The sequence below is a fragment of the Arthrobacter sp. LT660 genome (assembly GCF_056172845.1).
On sequence record NZ_CM149651.1, the window covers coordinates 3,444,820 to 3,465,704 of the forward strand.

The 20,885-nt window shown below is 70.5% G+C and carries 17 protein-coding genes; 4 read left to right on the plus strand and 13 right to left on the minus strand.

The window, feature by feature from the left end:
- Nucleotides 1-71 precede the first annotated feature (71 nt).
- The 8 genes from AC0QSG_RS16080 to AC0QSG_RS16115 all read right to left on the minus strand — a co-directional run bounded on the left by AC0QSG_RS16080 (nt 72) and on the right by AC0QSG_RS16115 (nt 11,385).
- A complete protein-coding gene (locus AC0QSG_RS16080) occupies nt 72-1,067 on the minus strand; it encodes an aldo/keto reductase (RefSeq protein ID WP_475376130.1) in 996 nt (331 codons plus the stop codon).
- Between the two features lie 33 nt (nt 1,068-1,100).
- A complete protein-coding gene (locus AC0QSG_RS16085; protein WP_435727015.1) occupies nt 1,101-2,003 on the minus strand; it encodes a dihydrodipicolinate synthase family protein in 903 nt (300 codons plus the stop codon).
- Nucleotides 2,000-5,665 carry a TM0106 family RecB-like putative nuclease gene (locus AC0QSG_RS16090; RefSeq protein WP_475376131.1) on the minus strand — a complete coding sequence of 1,222 codons (3,666 nt, stop codon included), beginning with the start codon at nt 5,663-5,665 and terminating at the stop codon, nt 2,000-2,002. Before AC0QSG_RS16090 ends, AC0QSG_RS16085 begins: the two co-directional genes overlap by 4 nt.
- A gap of 92 nt (nt 5,666-5,757) precedes the next feature.
- A complete protein-coding gene (locus AC0QSG_RS16095) occupies nt 5,758-7,449 on the minus strand; it encodes a nuclease-related domain-containing DEAD/DEAH box helicase (RefSeq protein ID WP_475376132.1) in 1,692 nt (563 codons plus the stop codon).
- A 180-nt stretch (nt 7,450-7,629) separates the two neighbouring features.
- Nucleotides 7,630-8,106 (minus strand): DoxX family protein, encoded by a 477-nt coding sequence (locus AC0QSG_RS16100; protein WP_435727012.1) that lies wholly within the window; start codon nt 8,104-8,106, stop codon nt 7,630-7,632.
- A 38-nt stretch (nt 8,107-8,144) separates the two neighbouring features.
- Nucleotides 8,145-8,849, minus strand: coding sequence for a class I SAM-dependent methyltransferase (locus AC0QSG_RS16105; RefSeq protein ID WP_475376133.1), 705 nt, complete (start codon nt 8,847-8,849; stop codon nt 8,145-8,147).
- Nucleotides 8,850-8,887: 38 nt separating this feature from the next.
- Entirely contained in the window at nt 8,888-10,720 is a 1,833-nt protein-coding gene (gene glsA / locus AC0QSG_RS16110; protein WP_435727010.1) for a glutaminase A, read from the minus strand.
- A gap of 362 nt (nt 10,721-11,082) precedes the next feature.
- A complete protein-coding gene (locus AC0QSG_RS16115; protein WP_475376134.1) occupies nt 11,083-11,385 on the minus strand; it encodes a hypothetical protein in 303 nt (100 codons plus the stop codon).
- A 67-nt stretch (nt 11,386-11,452) separates the two neighbouring features.
- Here AC0QSG_RS16115 and AC0QSG_RS16120 point away from each other — a divergent pair, with 67 nt between their 5' ends.
- A complete protein-coding gene (locus AC0QSG_RS16120) occupies nt 11,453-12,859 on the plus strand; it encodes a sugar porter family MFS transporter (RefSeq protein WP_475376135.1) in 1,407 nt (468 codons plus the stop codon).
- 49 nt (nt 12,860-12,908) lie between these two features.
- Here AC0QSG_RS16120 and AC0QSG_RS16125 read toward each other — a convergent pair whose 3' ends face one another.
- From AC0QSG_RS16125 to AC0QSG_RS16140, 4 genes are all read right to left on the minus strand, one after another.
- On the minus strand, nt 12,909-13,733 hold the full coding sequence (locus AC0QSG_RS16125; protein WP_475376136.1) for an SGNH/GDSL hydrolase family protein: 825 nt from the start codon (nt 13,731-13,733) through the stop codon (nt 12,909-12,911).
- Between the two features lie 128 nt (nt 13,734-13,861).
- Nucleotides 13,862-14,494 (minus strand): DUF3105 domain-containing protein, encoded by a 633-nt coding sequence (locus tag AC0QSG_RS16130; protein WP_475376137.1) that lies wholly within the window; start codon nt 14,492-14,494, stop codon nt 13,862-13,864.
- 27 nt (nt 14,495-14,521) lie between these two features.
- A complete protein-coding gene (locus AC0QSG_RS16135; RefSeq protein WP_475376138.1) occupies nt 14,522-15,223 on the minus strand; it encodes a DUF305 domain-containing protein in 702 nt (233 codons plus the stop codon).
- A gap of 94 nt (nt 15,224-15,317) precedes the next feature.
- Nucleotides 15,318-15,698 (minus strand): hypothetical protein, encoded by a 381-nt coding sequence (locus AC0QSG_RS16140; protein WP_475376139.1) that lies wholly within the window; start codon nt 15,696-15,698, stop codon nt 15,318-15,320.
- 121 nt (nt 15,699-15,819) lie between these two features.
- Between AC0QSG_RS16140 and AC0QSG_RS16145 the strand changes: the two genes are divergently transcribed.
- The gene (locus tag AC0QSG_RS16145; protein WP_475376140.1) at nt 15,820-16,608 is read left to right on the plus strand and encodes a M50 family metallopeptidase; all 789 of its coding nucleotides are present in this window, start codon (nt 15,820-15,822) and stop codon (nt 16,606-16,608) included.
- Between the two features lie 38 nt (nt 16,609-16,646).
- Here AC0QSG_RS16145 and nhaA read toward each other — a convergent pair whose 3' ends face one another.
- Nucleotides 16,647-17,999 carry a Na+/H+ antiporter NhaA gene (gene nhaA, locus AC0QSG_RS16150; protein WP_475376141.1) on the minus strand — a complete coding sequence of 451 codons (1,353 nt, stop codon included), beginning with the start codon at nt 17,997-17,999 and terminating at the stop codon, nt 16,647-16,649.
- A gap of 518 nt (nt 18,000-18,517) precedes the next feature.
- Between nhaA and AC0QSG_RS16155 the strand changes: the two genes are divergently transcribed.
- Together AC0QSG_RS16155 and AC0QSG_RS16160 are read left to right on the plus strand one after the other, a co-directional pair.
- Nucleotides 18,518-20,224: an SDR family oxidoreductase gene (locus tag AC0QSG_RS16155; protein ID WP_475376142.1), complete on the plus strand. Its 1,707-nt coding sequence runs from the start codon at nt 18,518-18,520 to the stop codon at nt 20,222-20,224.
- A 93-nt stretch (nt 20,225-20,317) separates the two neighbouring features.
- Nucleotides 20,318-20,869: a type 1 glutamine amidotransferase domain-containing protein gene (locus AC0QSG_RS16160; RefSeq protein ID WP_475376143.1), complete on the plus strand. Its 552-nt coding sequence runs from the start codon at nt 20,318-20,320 to the stop codon at nt 20,867-20,869.
- Nucleotides 20,870-20,885 lie beyond the last annotated feature (16 nt).

Here is a 20,885-nt window from a genome sequence, read left to right on the forward strand (position 1 = left end):
GAGGCCAATTCGGGGTGGGCGCGGCGCGTGCGAGACGCACGGCCGGAGCCACCATTCTAGGCCACCCGGAACTAGGCCGTCGCGTAGTCCTCGGTGTCGATCGTGGCCTGCTGCATCGCGGTGTAGCGGTGCCCGTGGACGGTGTTCTGGTTGAGGATCGTGCCGATCTCCTCCACCGTGGAGGCGTCCAGCACGATCCGCTCGGCCCCGAGGTCCTCGTCGAGGTGCGCCGCGCTGGTGGTGCCCGGGATGGCGACGACGTGCTCGCCCCGCGCCAGCACCCATGCCAGGGCGAGCTGGGCGGGCGTGGCGTCGACGCGCCGTGCCACGGCCGTGAACGCGTCCAGGAGTTCCAGGTTGCGCGGGTAGTTCTTAGCGGAGAAGCGCGGCATGTGGTGCCGCATGTCCTCCTCCGGCAGGGCGGCCGGATCCGCGAGCTTCCCTCCGAAGAACCCGCGGCCCACCGGGCTGAACGCCACGAACGTGGCCCCGATGTCCCGGCAGGCGTCCAGGACTCCGAGCTCCGGGTTGCGCGTCCACGGGGAGTACTCGGTCTGGACCGCGGCGATGGGGTGGACGGCGTGGGCCCGGCGCAGGGTCTCGGCGGAGACCTCCGAAAGGCCAATCGCGCCGACGTACCCCTCGTGCACGAGGTCGGACAGCGCCCCGACGGATTCCTCGACGGGAACGTTCTTGTCCAGCCGGTGCAGGTAGTACAGGTCGATGTAGTCGGTGCGCAGGTGGCGCAGCGACCTCTCGGCGTGGCGCCGGACGGTGGAGGGCCGGCCGTCCACGCGGGCGCGGCCGTCAACGAGCTCCAGTCCGCACTTGCTCGCCAGAAAGAACTCGTCGCGGCGATTCGCCAGCGCTGCCCCGACCAGCTCCTCGTTCCTGCCGCCGCCGTAGAGGGTCGCGGTGTCCAGGTGGTCCACGCCGGAGTCCAGGGCGTGGTGCAGGAGCCTCGCGGCGTCCTGGTCCGTGGGGAAGTTGGAGTAGCCGTGGCTGAGGTTCATGCAACCCAGGCCGATGGGACGGACGGGCGTGCCGGCGAGCGTGCGTGGTTCCATGTTTCTTGTCTAGCACGCCCGCCGGACGCCGCGCTAAAGCGTTTCGCCGAGCTCCTCGAGCAGGCGGGCGAGGTCCCTGCGGTTGCTGCCGGGGATGGGCAGGAGCGGAAGCCGCGGTTCCCCGGCTTCGATGCCGGCCGCGCGGGCCAGCGCGTACAGGTTGCTCAGCTTCCGCAGGCCGTTGAATTCGTGCATGAGCGGAGCCAGTTCGTCCCGGAGTTTGGCGGTCTGGACCGCGTCCCCGGCCTCGGCGGCGGCCCGCAGCGCCGCGAAGTGGCGGGGCAGGACGGACGCCGGCCCGCTGTGCCAGGCATCTCCCGCGAAACCGGCGTCGGCAATGAGCGCGTCCCCGCTGAGGCCGTGGCTGAAGCCGCCGGAGACCATGGACCGCAGGGTTTCGTGCCGCTGGGCGAACGACGCCGCGTCCGGGGTCGATTCCTTCAGTCCGCGGATGGTCGGCTCCTTGGACAGTTGGGCGACCAGTTCCAGCGGGAAGGAGAAGTTCGTGGTGCCGGGGTTGGAATAGAGGCAGATGGGAAGGTCGGAGGCCTCGGCGACGCGCCGGCACTGGTGGGCCACCTCGTCCTCGGTCAGCGGGACGTAGGAGACGGTGGAGACCAGCAACCCGTCGACGCCCGCGCCCACGACGTCGGCGACGTTCTCCAGCAGTTCCCCGGTGGCGACCGCGCTGACCCCCGCGTAGACCGGCAGGTCCGGGTTGGCGTCCCGCACGGCCCGCACGGCGGTGCGGACCACCGCGCTGCGTTCGTCCGCGTCGAGGTAGGCGAAGCTGCCCGAACTGCCCAGGACGGTGACGGCGTCCACGCCGGACACGGCGAGGGAGGCCAGATGCCGCCCGAGCTCGGCGTGGTCCACCGCCCCTGATTCGTCGAAGGGGGTGACCGGATAGGCGATGAGTCCTCGGAACGCTGTCATTGGGCCATGCTAGGCCATGCCGCGCCGGGCGCGGCGGCGGACGCCACGTGGCCAGGCTCCGCGGCGCAGAGCCCCACGAACGCACCGAGCTCCTCCAGGCCCGAGGGACGGGTCGGCATGTGGTGCGTCAGGGCGGGCGAGCGCACCACGACGGCCCGCCACTGTCCGCGCGACACGGCCACGTTGATCCGGTTGCGGTTCAGCAGGAAGTCCATGCCGCGCGGCGCCTCCGAAGCGGCCGAGCACGCCATCGACAGGATGACCACGGGTGCCTGCTGGCCCTGGAACTTGTCCACGGTTCCCACGCCGACGCCACCCAGGCCCGCATCCTCCAGCGCGGCGCGGACCGTGTTGACCTGGGCGTTGTAGGCGGCGACCACCATGACGTCCGCCTCCACGAGCGGGCGGGTGCGCTCGCCGTCGTTCCAGGCCAGGCCGAGGTGCCGGCGGACCTGCCGGACGACCTCGGCGGCCTCCTCGGGGGAGTGGGTGGTGCGGCCGGTGTGCTCCACCATGACCGTTTCGACGCCGGCGGGCGCACCCTCGAGTTCCCGCAGCCGGGCGGCCGGGGCGGACTCGAGCTTGCCGTCGTAGCTGAGTCGCGAAACGCGGGAGCACAGCGTGGGGTGCATGCGCCACGAATCGGCGAGGAAGTACCCCAGCGTCCCGGGCAGCGTGGCGTGGCCCCGGGAAAGCCATCCGAGCGCGGACTGGTCGACCGGCTCGGGGTGGGTTCCCTGGGTGACCTGCGGGAGCTGCTGCGGATCGCCCAGCAGCAGCAGGCGCCGGGCGGACCGGGCGACGGCCAGCGTGTTGGCGAGGGAGAACTGCCCCGCCTCGTCGATGACCAGCAGGTCCAGCGAGTGGGGCGGGACGCCCGCTCCGGTCATGGTCCACGCGGTTCCGCCGACGAGGCATCCGCCGGGGCGTCCGAGGGCCTCCGGAACCGCGCCCCTGGCGGTGAGGTTCCAGGATTTGGGTTTCTTGTCGCCGGCCTTCGGCTCCTTGGCAATCACGTCCGGATCGACTCCGGCCTGCACCGCCTTGCCCAACAGGTGCTCCACCGCGGCGTGTCCCTGGGAGACGACTCCGACCTTCCAGCCCCGTTCCACCAGCCGTGCGATGACGTGCGATCCAACATGGGTCTTGCCGGTGCCCGGGGGGCCCTGCACCGCCAGATAGGAGCGGTCCAGGTCGGCGGCGGCGGCCGTGATCGCGCCGATGTAGTCGCCCAGGCCGTCCGGTCCGGTCTCGACCGGCGGAAGCGTCGCCAGTGTGGCGAGCCGCGGAGCGTGCCTGAGCAGGATGTCGACGCCGGGGTCGCGCGGCAACGAGGGGAGGGAACCGCCGACGGTACGTGCCAGTTCCGCCAGGGACGCCTTGAGCGAGACGGTCGCGATGGGCGGACCGGGCAGTAACGCAACGGGGAGTTGGGCGCCCGCGGGAAGCTTCCCGGTTTCCTTTTCCCGCAGCAGGATCCGGTACGCGTCGCCGTCCACGGATGACGCCGCATCCGGCAGCTGCTCGACGCCCACCACGACGGCGCCGGGCACCGCGTAGCGTCCGGTTTTCTCCGACACGGGGAAGCCGTACGTCTCCGGAGCCGGTCCGGGCAGCACCTGGTGCCATGTGGTCCCCTCCGCGAAATCGGACGCGGGTGCCGCCGTGCCGGTCAGCTCGACGACGCGCGACTGCATTTTTCCCTTGCCGGTTGTCGGCGGGTGCCAGTCGGTCTGCACGGCGGAGGTGTGGACGGTGAACGTGTTGCGCCGTTCCGAGAGGCCGTCCGGCAACGAGTCCATGGAGTCGAACAGGTCCCACCAGTACTGCTTGTCCTCCCGGCGGTGGTACCCGGTGGCCGCCGCGACCATGGCGACGGCCTGCTCCAGCGGCGTCGCTTCGCCCGTGGCCGGAAGCGCGTCGAGGAAGTCGCGGAGCTTGAGCTCCTCCGGCGTCGGCTCCTCCGGTTCGCGTCCGCCTCCGGAGGCGCCGTCCCCCACGGACTGCCCGAAATCCGGACCGGCGTCCCGCCCGCCGGCGCGCGCGGGATGCAGCTTCGCGAGTCCCACGAGCCAGTCCCGCAGCCGCAACGTGGAGAGGCAGTCGTATTCGTTGTACGCGGAGATCGATGCGTACACCTCTGCCTCCTCCGCCGAGTCGCCCGAGTCGCGCGCGGCACAGTACGCGGCGTAGGCAACGACGGACGCCCCCGCGTCAGTCACTCCCGTGCGAGGCGCCTCGGCACCCATGTAGAACGGTTCGAGTTTCTTGATCGAATAGGAGTTCTCGGAGATGCGCAGGGAATGGCGGACCGTCTCGTAGAGGTCCACGAGCAGGCCTTCGCGCAGCCAGTTGTCCACGGTGTCCTCGCCGGCGGTGTGCCGGACGGAGAGGTTGCGCAGGGCCGATTTCTCGTAGGCCGCGTAGTGGTAGACGTGCAGGTCCGGCCAGGTTTTCCGGCGGTCCTCCACGTAGTCCAGGAAGTCGAGGAACGCCCGCTTTTCCTCGGCGCGGGTATGCGCCCAGAAAGGCCTGAACGCCGGATCCTGGCCGTCCGCCTCGACGACGCCGAACAGGTACTCCAGGCCCCACGAGCCGTTTGCCGGGTCCTGCCATAGCGGATCGCCCTCGAAGTCGAAGAAGATGTCTCCGGGGCTCGCCGGCGGCAGTGCGTCGATGGTGTGGTCGTCCAGGACGCGGAACGCCACCGGGTGTTGCTCGTCGTCCTTGCCCGCCACGGCTTCTCCGTCGACCGGTCCCCGGCCCGTCTGCATGCGGGCCTGGTCGCGCATCCGCTCCAGCGGTCCCACGGCGCGGGCGTCGTCGAGTTCGGCCAGCGCGTCGATGGTGTCGATGCCGTCCTCGATCAGCTTCTTGCGCCGGGCCACCGTCATGCCTGCCACCAGCAGCAGGTCGCGGCGTTCGGCGACCTGGATGGCGCAGTAGTCGCAGCGGCCGCAGGCCGAGACGCCGTCCTCGCCCCACCGGACGGCGCTACCGGCGGCGCGGTGTTCGGCCACCTGCTGCAGGAAACGGTCCCGCCGCTCGCGGTAGACCGGGAGCAGGTCGGCCAGCGAGTGCACGCTTTCCTCCATGTCGCCCAACACCAGCGTGACCTGCGGGTGCGGCTCGAATCCGGCCTCGAGGAGCTGGTCGCCGTAGGCGGCCAGCTGGAGCAGGGCGCTGACCTTGGCGTGCCGCGCGAGCTTGGAGTCCCACACGGCGTAGCGGCCGTCGGGCTGCTTGACGACGAAGTCGGCGAAGCCCAGGAATTCGCCGTCGAAGAACGTGGCCTGGAAGACGACGTCGGCGCCGTTCCGCAACGCGGCCACGGTCTCGGCGTGGCGGACGGCAAACCCGGCCGGGTTGTAGGAGCCGGCCGCGGGCGCTTCGATGCGCACCACGCCCGTCCCGCGGGCGGGATCCCAATCGCCGTAGCGGGCGACGAGGTCCGCGAGGACCTTCTTCTCGTGGGCGGTCCCGAGTTCGGAGGCGCGGGCGAGCATCGCGTCCTGATCGATCGCCGGCTTCGCGACCCGCCCCAGCTTCTCGTCAAGGCGGTGCAGCGTCCTGTACTCGCACTCGCTGGCGGACACCAGGTCGCTCGCCGAGTACACCAGGGTCTGCGGATCGCCGGCGGTCTCCGATTCGAACAGCTGCACGCGTGCCTCCCCAAACTGGCCCGGGAGGGGTTCCCCGGCCTTGTCCCGAATCTAACAGCCGGCCCCGACACTTTGGCCCCGGACCGCGACCGCTACGGGGCGTCCGGCACCCATTTCCGGGTCGATCCGAGCGCGGCGGCGAGTCCGCGGCCCCCGACTTCGGCCAGCAGGTCCGGATCCCCCACGACGACCAGCAGGGAGCGTGCCCGCGAGAGCCCGACGTACAGCTGTTCCCTGGCGCGCGCGGGGTCCTTGAACCCGTCCACGCACAAGACCACCACGGACCGTTCCAGCCCCTTGAACCCGAGGACGTGGCCGTAGAACTCCGCCTCGTTGTCGTGGAACTCCCGCCAGTACGCGTCGGTGGTCCCGGCGTCGTGGTGCTCCTGGTGGACGGGGTGCCGATGGTGTGTGGTCAGCAGCGCCATCTGGTTGTTCGCCCAGCCCTCGCCGATCAGGGCGTCGACGCAATCGCCCGCGAGCCCGAGGGCGTCCGGCGTGGTGCACTCAACGAGGCGCACGGCCGGTCCGCTTCCGCCGCGCGGCGTGAACATCTCCGGCGCCAGCGGCTTGAAGATCCCGGCGATCTGGCGCGTGTTCCGGAGGTTGTCGTCCACGTGGATGGTGGCGAGCTGCGCCGGCGGCGAACCGCCCTTCCCGGTGCCGGGGACGCCGCCGTCCCAGCGGCTGTAGACGTCCTGCCGGTCGTCCATGAAGGCGTAGACCTCCCCGGAATCGGGATCCCGCGTGCAGGCCAGCAGCGCGTCCCACCACAGCGGTGCGAAATCCTGTGCCTCGTCGACGACGACGGCGTCGAGCCGCTCCCCGTCGGCGAGGCCGCGGGCCTTCCGGCGCAACAGGGCAGGCATGTCGGCGTCGAAATAGTCCTGGCCGGTGCCGTCCGGAACGCCGAGCGCCTTGGCGTATTCGTGGAACTCGCCGGTGAACACGGGGCGCGCGTGCTTCCAGGTGCCCACCTCGCGCCGCAGGTACTCGCCGAGGCCCTTGTTGTAGCAGAAGAGGCCCACGCGCTTTCCGTCCCTGCACAGCGACTTCGTCTTCTGCAGCGCCAGCCAGGTCTTGCCGCTGCCCGCCCCGCCCACGAACCGGACGCGGGGGAGGGAGCGGGTGGCGGAGAGCAGCACCTTCTGGCTCTCGGTGAGGTGGTCCTGCTGGTCCTCGACCTCGCGCGCGGTGCCCCGGGGCGACTCTCCGGCGTCGAGCGTGGGGGCGAGGTGTTTGGCGATGCGGTCGGCGAACGTGGACGCGAGCGCCATGGTGCCCGATCCCTCCGTTTCGATGACCCGCCGCAGGGTCTGGGCGAGGGGCCCGGCGAGGTCGCCGGCGTCGAGGATGAGGCCGCGCGGATGGCCGGCGGCGTCCCAGTCCGCGGGGATGTCGGTGTAGGGCAGGCACGCCAGATAGGCGAAGCGGCTGGAAAGCCGCCCGCCGGTGCGCTCCTCGATCCAGGTCTTGAATGCGTGCATGGAGCCCTGCGATTGGGCCAGCGGATCCTTCATGCGGTGGGCGCCCTTGGCGTCCGACTGCCGCCAGGCGCCGCCGGACGTGGTCACGCGCCCGCCCTTGACCTCGATCGCGGCCAGGCCGACGCCGGGCCACAGGACGAGTAGGTCGATCTCGTGTTCGTTGTTGCCGTGCCGGACCTGCACCGAATGGGCGAGGATGGCGTCGTCGGGCAGTTCGGAGCGCAGCCGCGCCCAAACCGCGCGCTCGGCCGATTGTCCGTCCGAGAAATCCGGTTCTTCCGGAATGCACCGTGCCATGCGTTTCCCCCCGCCGTCGCCGTCCGGTCCGATCCGGATGCCATCAGCCTAGGGGACGGCGAATTTCTGGACGCCGAACCTTCGGGACGAAGTCTCGCCGGGCGCAAGGGGCCGTGGACAGAAAAGTTCCGGGCGGGCACCGAAGTGCCCGCCCGGAACTGTTGTGGTGTGCTGCGGAGGCTAGGCTCCGGCGTCGACCTTCTGCTTCTCGGCGACGACGGTCTGGTCCGCGGCGGCGCGGCGGCGGCCGAAGAGGACGTGGTCCAGTGAGAGGCGGCCGGCGCCGAGCAGCGCGATGGCGGCTGCGCCCGCACCGAAGGCGAGCACCAGCTCGTAGCCGCCGTTTTCGACGTACACGCCGGCAGCGACGTGGACCAGGAAGATCGCGCCGAGCATGTTCAGCACCAGCAGGGCCGCAACGGGACGGGTGAACAGTCCGAGGACGAGCAGGAGGCCGCCGACGAGTTCGAGCGTGGCGACGGCGGGGGCGGTCATCGAGGCGAGGGGGATGCCCATCTGGGCGAAGGCGCCCTGGGTGCCGGCAATGGTCCATTCGAAGTACTTCTGCGCCCCGTGGGCGACGAAGAGGAGGCCGATGACGACCCGCAGGACGGTCTGTGCGGCGGTCAAGGTGGTCTGGTTCGGAGTGGTGTTCATACCTCTATGGTACCAAACTTCAATTGAAATGTAAACTATTACGGTTTCACTCGCAGAACGAAGAAGATGAAACTCAAGAACGAGTCCCTGCCCTCGCACTGGGGCGGGATGAGTTCCGGGGGCGCCTCCGCGGAGAACGGCGGCTCGCCGACCACCTCGATCTGGAAGCCGGCCTCCGCGAACGCGTCCGTCATCGCGTGCAACGGTCGATGCCAATACGTGAGGATCGCCGGTTGGCCATCGAAGACGAGTTCATCGGAATACCTCGTGGGCTTGAAGTAGTCGGAGCCGGGATTGGTCCAGGGATAGAGGATCGGATGGTTGACGGACATGATGAGCCTGCCGCCCGGCCGCAGGACGCGCCGCACCTCGCGCAACGGGCCCAGCCAGTCCTCCAGATAGTGGAAAACCAGCGAAGCGACCACATCGTCGAACGCGTCGTCGCCGAAGGGAAGCGGCCGCCCCAGGTCGGCCAGCAGCAGCTCCGCCTCGGCGCCCAACCTCTGCCGGGCCAGGGCGATCATCGCTTCGCTGGAGTCGAATCCCGTCACGCGGGCGCCGCGGTCGCCGAGGGCTTGCGCGAGCGGCCCGGAACCGCACCCGGCGTCCAGAACCCGACGACCACGGACATCGCCCGCGAGGTTGATCATCGCGGGCCGTTCGTAGAAGCCGTTGAGCAGGCTCGTTTCGTTTTCGGCCGAGTACGCCTCGGCGAAGTCGTCGTAGTCGGTGTCCCGCGTCATCTGCCATGCCTCCGGATCTTGTGAATGAAAAGCGAGCGCTAGTCGCGGATGCGCACCGCGGCCTCCTTGAGGTTCTGCTCGACGCGCGTGTATGCGTCCCGCGCCACGGCCTTCCAGAAGTCCAGCGCCAGGCGGGGCTCTTCGGTCTCCAGGACGGCGATGGCCTCGGCGCTCAGGACCATCAGGCGCACCCGGCCCTCGGCGGTGACGCGGACGGACTGGCCGCTGGTCGCGCCGCCGAGGGCGATCTCGCCGAACGTCATCCCGGCGCCCAGCGTCGAGTGCCGGAAGCGGTGGCCGTTGTGCCTGCTGCTGGTGGCGACCTTTCCGGAGAGGATGAAGTACACGCCGCCGAACTTCTGGCCGACCCGGCGGATCACCCCGCCGTCGTCGACGGTGCTCGGCTCCATCCGCTTCTCGAGCGCCGCGATGTCCTCCGGCGGCAGCGAGGCCAGGGCGGGGAAGTCGGGGATATCGACCCTGTCCGGAACCAGACCCGGGTCCCCGTGCCCCGTGATGAGCCGTTCCTCCGCCCATTCCACCGCGTCGTTGCGGGTCGCGAACAGCGGGACGTCCTCCGTGCCCGCGCCGGCGGGGTCGCAGGCGTCGACGGCGTCGGCGATCGGGCCCTCGGCCTCGATCAGCGCCAGCCGCCGACCGGCCGCGGCGAGCCCGTCGCGGAGCTCGGCGATCATGCGCATGGACACCGGGCTGACCTCGTCCACGCGCCGCACGTCGAGAATCACGAGCTCGACCGTGTCCTCGAGCGCACTGACGGCGCGCACCATGGACTCGGTTCCGGCGAAGAGCAGGTCGCCGTTCAACTCGACCACGCGGGCGCGGTGGCCGTGGGCTCCCAGCACCTCGGCCGCCTCGTCGTTGCGGCGGACGCCGGAGGGGGAATCGGTGATGTCGTAGCTGTCGCGGATCGCGGACTTTCCGATCCGGGCCGCGCGCACGAAGTGCAGCTCCATGTCCTCGGCCATCCGTTCGGACGTCGCGATGCCCCGCACGGAGGAGCCGTGCGCGTTCAGCGGGGGAGAGTAGACGGCGAGCCCCACCTGCCCGGGCTGCACGGCGATGAGCCCGCCGCCGACCCCGGACTTGGCCGGCATTCCGACGGCGGAGGTCCAGGACCCGGCGTCGTCGTACATCCCGCAGGTGGTCATCACGGAGAGCACCCGCTGGACGGCCTCGATCCCGAGCGCGGCCTTGCCGGTCACTGGGTTGGTGCCGCCGTTGGCCAGGGTCGCGGCCATCACCGCGAGGTCCCGCGTGGTCACCAGCACCGAGCACTGGCGGAAGTAGTCGTCGACGTGCGCGTCGGGTTCGGATTCGATGATCCCGAAGCTGCGCAGCAGGTACGCCAGGGCGCGGTTGCGGTGTCCGGTCTTGGCCTCGGAGCGGTGGACCTGTTCGCTGACGCGCAGCGGGCGTCCGGCGAAGTCGGAGTAGGTGGAGAGGATCCGCGCGAACCGGTCGCGTCCGCCGGAGCCTTTGATCAGGGAGGTTGCCGTGATGGCGCCGGCGTTGATCATGGCGTTCGCCGGGCGTCCGGTCTCGCGCGAGAGGGAGATCTCGTTGAAGGCGTCGCCCGACGGTTCGACGTCGACCTTCTCGTCCACCGCCTCCAGGCCGAGGTCCTCGAGCGCGAGCCCGTAGGTGAAGGGCTTGGAAATCGACTGGATGGTGAACTCCGTGTCCGCGTCGCCGACCTCGTAGACGTAGCCGTCCACGGTGGCCAGCGCGATGGCGAAGTTGTCCGGGTCGACGGCGGCCATGGCCGGGATCCCCTGGAACGGGACGCCGTCCTTGTTCTTGGACAGGTCGGCGTGGAGCTCGCGCAGATAGCTCTCGATGGGGGATCGCATGCCGCCAGCCTATCGACACGGAAGACATGGAACCGGAACGTCACCGCGCAAACAGTACGACGCCGGGGCCGGGCTGGTGTGCCCGGCCCCGGCGTCGGTGCCTCCCGCCAGGGAAGGTGGGAACCTGGCCGGACACCTGTGCGGTGCCCCCGCGCCGGACGTTGTCCGGCCAGGTTCCCGATGGGATGCCCAGCCCACGGACCGCGGTGTGGCGCGGGTTCCCCCGTGCACGTTTCTCCCGTGCACCGGCGGCCGTCCCCCAACTGGCCGCCAACCGCTCCGCACCGCTGCGTTTGCTGAACGTCTCCAGTACACAGCGGGCCTCCGACAGTTTGGAACGCGCCGGCCGGAACCGGGGCGCGTTAGGCCCGCCGGGATCCGAAAACGAGGGACGCGGCGGCGGTCGCGCCGGCCACCGAATACACTGCCGGCCAGGCGCCGATCCGCTTGGCCAGCGGGTGCGATCCACCGAAGGCCAGCACGTAGAGCACCGTCAGCGCCGCGGCCCGGCCGGTTCCGGCGTCGCGCTTCCAGAGAATGAACGCCGCGGTCCCGGCGGCGGCCAACACGGCGCCGCCGAGCGGACGGTTGCCCGTGGAGCGAGCGGTCTGGAATCCGCCGACGAGTCCGGCGGTGGTCAAAAGCGGGGGCACGAGGTTGGCCATGGTTCTCCTGAAGTTGTGGGGATTCCAGCCTAGTCCCGGGCACGGCCATGACGGTTAGCATGGACAGATGCCAGCAAACACCACAGCACAAACCACGCCGCGGAAGGTCGTGATGGTCGCCGGGGTGGCGGCCCTCGGTGGCTTCCTCTTCGGATTCGACAGCGCCGTCATCAACGGGGCGGTGGACGCCATACAGGAGGAGTTCGGCCTGGGCAGCGTGCTGCTGGGCTTCACGGTCTCCTGCGCCCTCCTCGGCGCGATGGCCGGCGCCTGGATCGCCGGACCCCTGGCCGATCGGAAGGGCCGTGTGCGGGCGATGCTGCTGGCAGCAGTCTTGTTCACCGTCTCGGCCGTCGGCTCCGGCCTGGCCTTCGGAGTCGGGGACCTCATCGCGTGGCGCTTCATCGGCGGCATCGGCGTCGGAATGGCCTCCGTGCTGGCCCCCGCCTACATCGCCGAGGTCTCCCCGGCGCACAGCCGCGGCCGGCTGGGCTCGCTGCAGCAGCTGGCGATCGTCACCGGCATCTTCGTCGCGCTGCTCTCGGACGCGCTGATCGCCTCCGTCGCCGGGGGCGCCAGCGAGGTCACCTGGTTGGGACTCGAGGCGTGGCGGTGGATGTTCCTGACGGAGATCGTCCCGGCGGTCCTCTACGGCGCGCTCGCCTGGCGCCTGCCCGAGTCGCCGCGCTACCTCGTGTCCAAGAACCGGTTCGCGGAGGCCGGCGTCGTCCTCGGCGACGTCGTGGGACTGCGCACCAAGGAGGCGGTGGAGGAGAAGCTGGCCGCCATCAAGGCCACCATCAACATGGAAACGCGCCAGAGTCTGGGCTCGCTGTTCGGCGGCAAGGGCCGCCTGCTACCGATCGTCTGGGTCGGCATCGCGCTCTCCGTCTTCCAGCAGTTCGTCGGCATCAACGTGATCTTCTACTACTCGACCAGCCTTTGGCGCTCGGTCGGGTTCACCGAGTCGAACTCGCTGACCGTCACGGTGATCACCTCCATCACCAACATTGCGGTGACGATCCTGGCCATCGCCCTCGTGGACAAGGTGGGGCGCCGTCCGATGCTCCTGGCCGGTTCCGCGGGCATGACGCTGTCCCTGGGCCTGATGGCGGTGTGCTTCAGCCAGTCCACGGGAGCCGGCGACGACGTTTCGCTGCCGCAGCCGTGGGGCGTCGTGGCGCTTATCGCCGCCAACCTGTTCGTGGTTTCCTTCGGAGCCACCTGGGGCCCGGTGGTCTGGGTCCTGCTGGGAGAGATGTTCTCCAACAAGATCCGCGCGATCGCCCTGTCCGTAGCGGCGGCCGCCCAGTGGCTCGCCAACTTCGTCATCACCACGTCGTTCCCGTACCTGGCCGAGATCGGGTTGGTCCTCGCCTACGGCCTCTACGCTTCGTTCGCGCTGCTGTCGCTGTTCTTCGTGTGGAAGTTCGTCGAGGAGACCAAGGGCAAGGAACTCGAGTCGATGCGGTAGCCGCCGGGGGCCACCGGAACAAGTGACCCGCGGCGGAGGCCTCGCCTGACTAGGACTCCTCGGTGGCGCCCGGCATCGGAACCACCTCGGTGTCAGGAACCACCTCGGCGTCCGGGACCGCTTCGGAGTCCGGGACCACCGGGGCCGGGGCGTCCACCGCGGTGGGCTGTTCGCGCAGTTCTGCCCGGATGGCGGTGCCGATCACCCGGGCGCCCGCGCGGGACGGATGGACGCCGTCGTAGGCGAGTCCCTCGGCGTAGCGCCCCGGGTCCGCGGAGCGCAGGCCCGCGGAGGCGTCCACCCAGTCCCAGCCGTGGTCGGAGACGAAACGCTCCAGCCAGGCGTTGTAGGCGAGCGTCCGGAGCGCGAACGCGTCGCGCGGCGGCACGGAGGACACCAGCACGCGGGGGACGCCGACCGTCTCCACGATCCGCTCCAGATTGGAGCCGATCTCCACGAACGGAACGCCGGCGTGGATGTCGTTGGTGCCCGCGATCAGGACCAGTACGTCCGCGGCGATCGGGGAAGCTCCGTCGGCCATCTGCGCGGTGGTGGCGCCGCCGACGGCCCAGCCGCCGACGAACGCGGTCGCGTCGCCCTGGGCGAAGTTGACCCAGGACCGCTGGCCGACGACGCGGCGCGCGACGTCGCGCGGGTACGCGTGGTCCGCGGTGATCGAGTCCCCGACGACGGCGAACCGCACCACGTCCGCACCGGCGGCCACGGCCAGGGCCGGGTCCGCCATGCGCGGGGTGGCGTCGCCCGCGGTCGAGCCGGAACGGCCGGGAAGGAACACGAACGACGCCGCCACGAGGACCAGCAGGGCGGCGGTGGCGAGAAGAACGGACAATTTGCGGGACGGCGACGACGGCATGGGGCGCTACTACTTCCTGACGAAACGGGCTCCGTTAAGCGTAGGGAGCAACCCGGGTCAGGGGTGCCGTCCAGCGGTGACGATCCGATGACGATTCCCCGGCGGTCAGCCGGGGAACCGTCCGCGCGTTAGCCGTCGATGCCGCCGGTGCAGGCCGCGCCGGGCTCGGGGGTCTGCGCGCCCTGGCGGTACTTCTGGATGAACGTCTCCACGCGCGGGTCCGACGGGGAATCGGCGACCATCTGGACGCCCCAGGCGCTGAGCTTGATGGGCTCCTCCTGCGCGGCGAAAGGGGTCAGCAAAATGTAGGTGCGTTCGCCGACGAGTTCCTTGAGCGCGGTGACGTCGGCCTCGGTGGCGTCCTCGTTGTAGGTGATCCAGACGGCCCCGTGCTCCAGGGAATGGACGGCATGCGTCTCGACGACCTCCGTGTTGTAGATGCCGCAGTTCGCCCAGCCGGGGAAGTGGTCGCCGCCGACTCCGGGGCTCTGTTCGTATTCCACCGGAGCCTCGGTGTGGTTGGAGCTGGCGATCTCGAACTCCTGGACGCCCTCGATCGGCTTGGCGGCCTCGGCGGCCAACGCGTCCTTCTCAGCGGCTTCCTTGGTGATGACGATCGTGGTCGGGATGGCGATCGCGAGGATCGCGGCGACCGCGATCGCGATGGTGATCAGCCGCGTGCGCTTGGCCTTCGCCTGCTGTTGGGCGACCATTTGCTGGGCGTGCTCGCGCTTGGATGGCGTGCGGGGGGTGTTTTCCATGGTGGTGTCCGTATCTTTCGTCGTCGCTCAGCCGAGTTTGGCGAGCAGGTCGTTGAGGGCGTTGATCTCCGATGACTGGGCGGTGATCGTCTTGCGGGCGAAATCGAGCACCACGGGTTTCTCGGCGCGGTCGATGGCGGCCTCTGCCATGGCCACCCCGCCCCTGTGGTGTTCGAGCATCAGTTGCAGGAACAGGCGGTCCGCTTCCGCGCCGGTGGCCGAGGACAGTTTCTCCAGGTCCTCCGCGGAGGCCATGCCCATGGACGCCATCGTGTGGCCGGAGGGCTCCGCCGAGTCGGCGGAGTGGCTCGCGTGGCCTTCCCCGTCCTCGGAGACGAAGTCCTCCATCCAGGCCATGGCGGGGCGGTCGCCGGTCTGCGGCAGTCCCCAGATCTGGAGCCAGGCGAACATCTGGCCGGACTGCTGGGCCTGCGTGGTCGCGATGTCGTATGCGATGGAGCGGACCGCCTCGTTCTCCGAGCGGTCGCGCACCATCAGCGAGAGCTGAACGGCCTGGTTGTGGTGGGTCTGCATGTCGCGGGCGAACCCCGCGTCGGTGGACATCTCGGACGGGTAGTCGGTGCCCGTCGTCAGCGTGCCGAGCAGCCAGCCGCCGACGCCGACCGCGACGACGAGTGCGGCGATCGCCGCGACCAGCGCGCGGCGCGGGCCGCGGGCAACCGGCGCGTCGGCGTCGTCCCGGGGGGCGGGTTCGTGTGGTTGGGGCATGGCGTCTCCGTAGTGCGTGGTCGCAGGTTGCGTCCGGGGCGGACGCGGGGGCAACCCACCGCCATGGTAGCGGCGGAAGGCGGGCGCGGGTGCCCTACGTCCGGCTGATGGAGAGTTCCACGAGGTTGGGCGCCCGTGCCGCCGCCCCGCGGCCGCGCAGTTCGGCGGCGGTACCGTCGTGGCGCCGCGCCCCCCACAGGGAGTCGGAATCGGGGCGCGGCGAGACCGTGGGCATCGTCGGGCTCGACTCGTCGGCGGGTGCGCAGGCGGGGTCCGGGGTGCCGTCGGGGCACCGCACGTCCTCGTAGTCCGGCTGGTCCGCCGCGACGGACACCACGGCGTTTAGGTCCGGTGCGGTGGGGGATGCGCCCGTATCCGGTGCTCCGCCCCCAGCCAGGGCGGCGGCCAGGATCAGGGGAAGCACGACGGCGACGGCCAGCACCGCGGCGAGGCGCGCGGCGGCGGCTCCGAGCACTGTGCTTCCTTCCTCCCGGCGGCGGGCGGCGCATGGATGCGGCCCGAAAAAGATTGACCATACAAGGGTAACCGCCGAAACTTTGGACGGCCCTCACAGAATGGTCGCATAGCCTCGATCCGTGAATATTCTGCGACATCTCCCGGCAAACGCCGCCACGACCGCCGATCCCGGCTGGTGGACGGCCTCGTGGAACGGCTGGTGGGACGCCGTGGTGGCCGGTTTCGCCCGCGGCGTGCCCCTGAATGCCCCCGCCATCACCTTGGTTCTGATCATCGCGGCGGCGATCGCGTTGTCCGTCCCGCGGGCCAGTTGGAGGTGGTTCGGGCTGTTCGTCACGTTCACCCACGAACTCGGCCACGCGCTCGCGGCGATGAGCACCGGACGGATCGTCCGGGGCATCCGGCTGCGGCTGGACCACTCGGGGGAGATGGTCAGCCACGGCCGCGGCAAAGCCGGAGCCGCCTGGGCCGGGTTCTGGGGCTACCCGGCCCCCGCGGTCGCGGGGATGCTGCTGATCTGGTCCGCGTGCGGGGGTTGGGCCGGCGCCGCGCTGTCCGTCGGCGCGCTTCTGCTGCTGGTGGCGCTGCTCTTCATCCGCAACCCCATGGGGATGCTGGTGGCCGTCGTCTGCGCGGCCATCGCACAGGCGCTGGTCGTGTTCACGCCGGCGGAGGCCGTCGCCTATGTGGCCGTGTCGCTCGGGATCGCGTTGGTGGTCGGCTCCGTGAAGGACTGGTTCAAGGTGGCCCGGGTCCACGCCCGGCCGGGCCAGGCGTCGTCGTCCGACGCGTACATCCTGGCGCGCGCCACCGGGGTGCCGTCCGTGGTGTGGCTGGCAGGGTTCGCGGCCGTCATCGGCGGGTCCGTGGCGGCGTCGTTCGCGTTGCTCGGCGGGGCGGTCGCCTGAGCCCCGCGGGGACCAGGCGACCCGCGCTACTCGATGCTCTACTCGCCTCGCTGGTAGACGTCCGGGATCCCGTCGTGGTCGGCGTCCACCCGCTCCTCGGCCTCGAGTTTGCGGTAGGCCTTGTTGCGCGCGCCGAGCAGCACGGCGGCCAACAGCGCGGCAAGTACCGAAGCCAGCAGGATGGCGACCTTGGCGTGGTCGTTCGCCGGGTCGCCGAGCCCGAAGCTGAGCTCCGCGACCAGCAGCGAGACCGTGAACCCGATGCCGGCGAGCAGCCCGACGCCGGTGAGGTCCACCCATTTGAGTTGCGGGTCAAGCGTGGCACGGGTGAACTTAGCCATGATCCAGGTGAACAGCAGGATGCCGACCGGCTTGCCGAGCACCAGGCCGGCGACGATGCCGAGGGTGACGGTGTCGGTAAGGGCCGAGCCGAGTCCCTCGAGGCCGCCCACGGCGACGCCGGCGGAGAAGAACGCGAAGATGGGCACGGCGAATCCGGCGGAGACGGGACGGAACCGGTGCTCGAAGATCTCCGCGAGTCCGGGACCGGCCTCGGGGCCGCCGTCGGCCTTGCTCCGCAGGACCGGGATGGCGAAGCCCAGCACCACGCCGGCGATGGTCGCGTGGACGCCCGAGGCGTGGAGCAGGGCCCATGCGACGATGCCGAGCGGCAGCAGAATCAGCCAGGCGGCGGCCGGCTTCAGCCCGAAGAAGCGGCGGAAGCGCTGCGCCAGGAGTGCGTAGAGGGCCATGGGCACGAGGGTGAGGAGCAACGCCGTCGTATTGATGTCGCTGGTGTAGAAGAAGGCGATGATCGCGATCGCGATGAGGTCGTCCACGACGGCGAGCGTGAGCAGGAAGATGCGCAGCGGGGTGGGCAGGTGGGAGCCGATGACGGCCAGCACCGCGACGGCGAAGGCGATGTCCGTGGCCGTGGGAATGGCCCAGCCGCGGATGGTTTCGGGGTTTCCCCAGTTGATCGCCGCATAGACCAGCGCCGGAATCACGACGCCGCCCACGGCCGCGGCGACGGGCACGATCGCCTTGCTGATGTTGCGCAGGTCCCCGGCGACGACCTCGCGCTTGAGTTCCAGCCCCACGAGGAAGAAGAAGACGGCAAGCAGGCCGTCGGCCGCCCAGGCGCCCAGGCTCAGGTCCAGGTGCCACGGTTCGTAGCCGATCTTGAAGTCGCGAAGGGCGAAGTAGCTGTCCGAAGCCGGGGAGTTGGCCCAGATGAGCGCGATCACGGCGGCGGCGACGAGCAGCGCGCCTCCGACGGTCTCCATGCGCAGGATCTCGCCGATGCGCAGGGCTTCGGCGTAGCTGCCTCGTCCGATCAGCGGTCGGCGGCCGGGGGTGGCGCGTTCGGATGGGGGTGTGGGGTTTTCCACGGGATCTCCTGAAAAAGGGGTCGACTGTGCAATCTGCCGACCAGACTTCCCGGCTCACCTTCCACCCAGCCTAGTCTACGGCTGGACCCGTGGTTCCACCGGTGCGAAATGCGGCGTTACCCGCCCGCGATCCCGTCCAGCGCAGCCTGCAGGCGGTTTCCCGCGTCGTCGGCGATCTCGCGGGTGGCGTCGCTGGAGCTCAGCTTGACCATGGCTTGGGGATCGATCGACTCGATGGTGGTCTCGGTGGCGCCGAGCTCCGGTTCGGCCGTGATGCCACGCTGGGCCAGCTGCGGGTTGCAGGCGCCGAGGATGATGTAGCCGCCGAGGGCGTCGCCGGCGTCCTGGCCGAGCTTCTGGGTGAAGGTCGCGGCGTGGCGATGGTGAGCGTGTAGTCCATGGCGGGTCTCCTGGGGTCGGGGTCTCCTGTGGCTTCGGGCGCCACGCTACCGGCCCGTGGTGGTGCGCGGAAGGGCGTGCGGGTATCCACGGTCCGCCGCGTCGGCAATAGTGGGACCATGGCCGTTTTCGAGTACACCACCGTTATTCCCCATCCCCGCGCCGAGGTCTTCGCCTGGTTCGCCCGCCCCGGCGCGCTGGTCAGGCTGAGCCCGCCGTTCTCCGGCAGCGTCCGGCAGGAACCGACCGAGGGCATCGAGGTCGGTTCAACGGCGGTGATCGGCGTGGGCGCGCCCGGCGTCCTGGGCATCGGAGCCGGCTCCGTGGCCGGCGTGGCGGCGGGACTGCTTCCGCTGCCCGGGTGGGCCCGCCCCGAGATCCCGTGGCACGCGCGGCACACCCGCCTGGACCCGGGGCGGTCCTTCACGGACGTCATGGACTCCGGCCCGCTGGAGCACTGGGAGCATACGCACACGTTCGAGGACGACGCCGGCGACGCGGCTGGAGCGGGCGCTGCGGACAGCCTGGCCGGCCCTGTCGGCGCGGACGGCGACGCCGGCGCGGGCGGGCGGCCCGGGACCGTGATGCGCGACCGCATCGAGTTCGAGCTGCCGCTGGCGTCGACGCTTCCGGTTGTTTCCGAACTGCCCCTGCTGTCCAAGCTTCCCTGGGGCCGCGCCGCGCGCTGGTCGGAGGAGCTGTTCGCCCGCGAGCTGCGGCGCATCTTCGCGTACCGGGAGCGCCAACTACTGGCCGACCTGCGGTTCCACTCCCTGCATTCGGGCGCGCCCCGGACCGTGGCCGTCACGGGGGCCTCGGGGCTGATCGGCACGCAGCTGTGCGCGCTGTTGGCCGGGGGAGGGCACCGCGTGATCCGTCTGGTGCGCCGTGCGCCGCGTGGCCCGGACGAGGTCCGGTGGGATCCGGAGCGGGGCGTGCTCGACGCCGAGGCGTTGCGCTCGTGCGATGCGGTCGTACATCTCGCCGGCCAGTCCATCGGCGGGCGCTTCACGCCGGAAATGAAACAGAAGGTCATGTTCAGCCGAACGGCGGGCACGTCCCTCATCGCGCGCACGCTGGCAGAACTGGCGGGGGACGGCCGGCGTCGGACCCTGGTGGGGGCGTCGGGAATCGGCTACTACGGCACGCAACCGCATCGCACAGGGCCGCACGGTGCGGGTCCGGACGGCACGCGGCCGCAAGGCGCGGGGCTGGACGGCGCTGGGGAAGTCGCCGAGGAAACCGCGGCCGACGACGCGGGACCGAGCCCGTCGTGGCCGACACCGTTGACGGAGGATGCGGCAGAGGGAGACGGTTTTCTGGCGCAGGTCTGCGGTGCCTGGGAGAAGGCGTGCGATCCGGCGCGCGAGGCCGGTGTGCGCGTCGTGAACCTGCGTACGGGTCTGGTGCAGTCGCCGTCGGGCGGCATCCTGCAGCGGCTTTTGCCGCTGTACGTGGCGGGGGTCGGCGGGCCGCTGGGCGGCGATCAGTGGCAGAGCTGGATCGGCATCGACGACATCGTGGGCCTGTACGCGTTCGCCGTGCTCGAGGACGGGGAAGATGCGGCGGCCGGGCCGGTGAACGCGGTCGCGCCCGTTCCCGTCACGGCCCGCGACTACGCCAAAACCCTGGCTCGGGTGCTCCGCCGTCCCGCCGCGGTGCCCGTCCCCGCGTTCGGGCCGCGGCTGTTGTTGGGCGAACAGGGCGCGCGGGAGCTGACCGGGGCGGACCAGCGCGTGTCCGCGGCGAAGTCCGAATCGTGGGGCTACGAGTTCCGCCACCGGACCCTGGAAGCGGCGTTGCGGCACGTGCTGGGGAAGGCTTAGCCGAGCCGGGCGAACGGCTCAGGGCTTGCATGGGCCGGTGTTGAGTGCCAGCGTGGGCACCGAACACCGACTTCAACGGAAGGGATGGTTTGCATGTCCGATCTTTCAGGCAAGAAGGTTCTGGTCGTATCCACGAACGCTGGCGTGGAGCAGGACGAGCTCGCGGTTCCGGTGGAGGAGCTGCGGGCCGCCGGTGCCGAGGTGACCGTTGCCGCCGTCGAGGCAGGGGCGGTCGCGACGACGTCGGGTGGCGAGCCGGGCACCGAACAAAGCGCCGACGCGGCGATGTCGGACGTGGACGATGCCGCCTACGATTTGCTGGTGGTCCCGGGCGGGACCGGGAACTCCGACTCCCTGCGGCTGGATCCGGATGCGCAGCGGATCGTCAACGCGTTTGCCGCCTCCGGTCGTCCGGTTGCCGCCATCTGCCACGCTCCGTGGTTGCTCGTCGAGACCGATCTCGTGAAGGGACGGAAGCTGACGTCGTTCAAGTCCGTACGGACCGACACGGTCAACGCGGGCGCCGAATGGAGCGACGAGGAGGTCGTCGTCGACAGCCACGGCGCGTTCACCCTCATCACGTCCAGGACGCCGGCCGACCTCGAGGCGTTCGTCCGAGAGATCAAGGCAGTCCTCGCCGCGTAGGCACCCAACGAAAGGC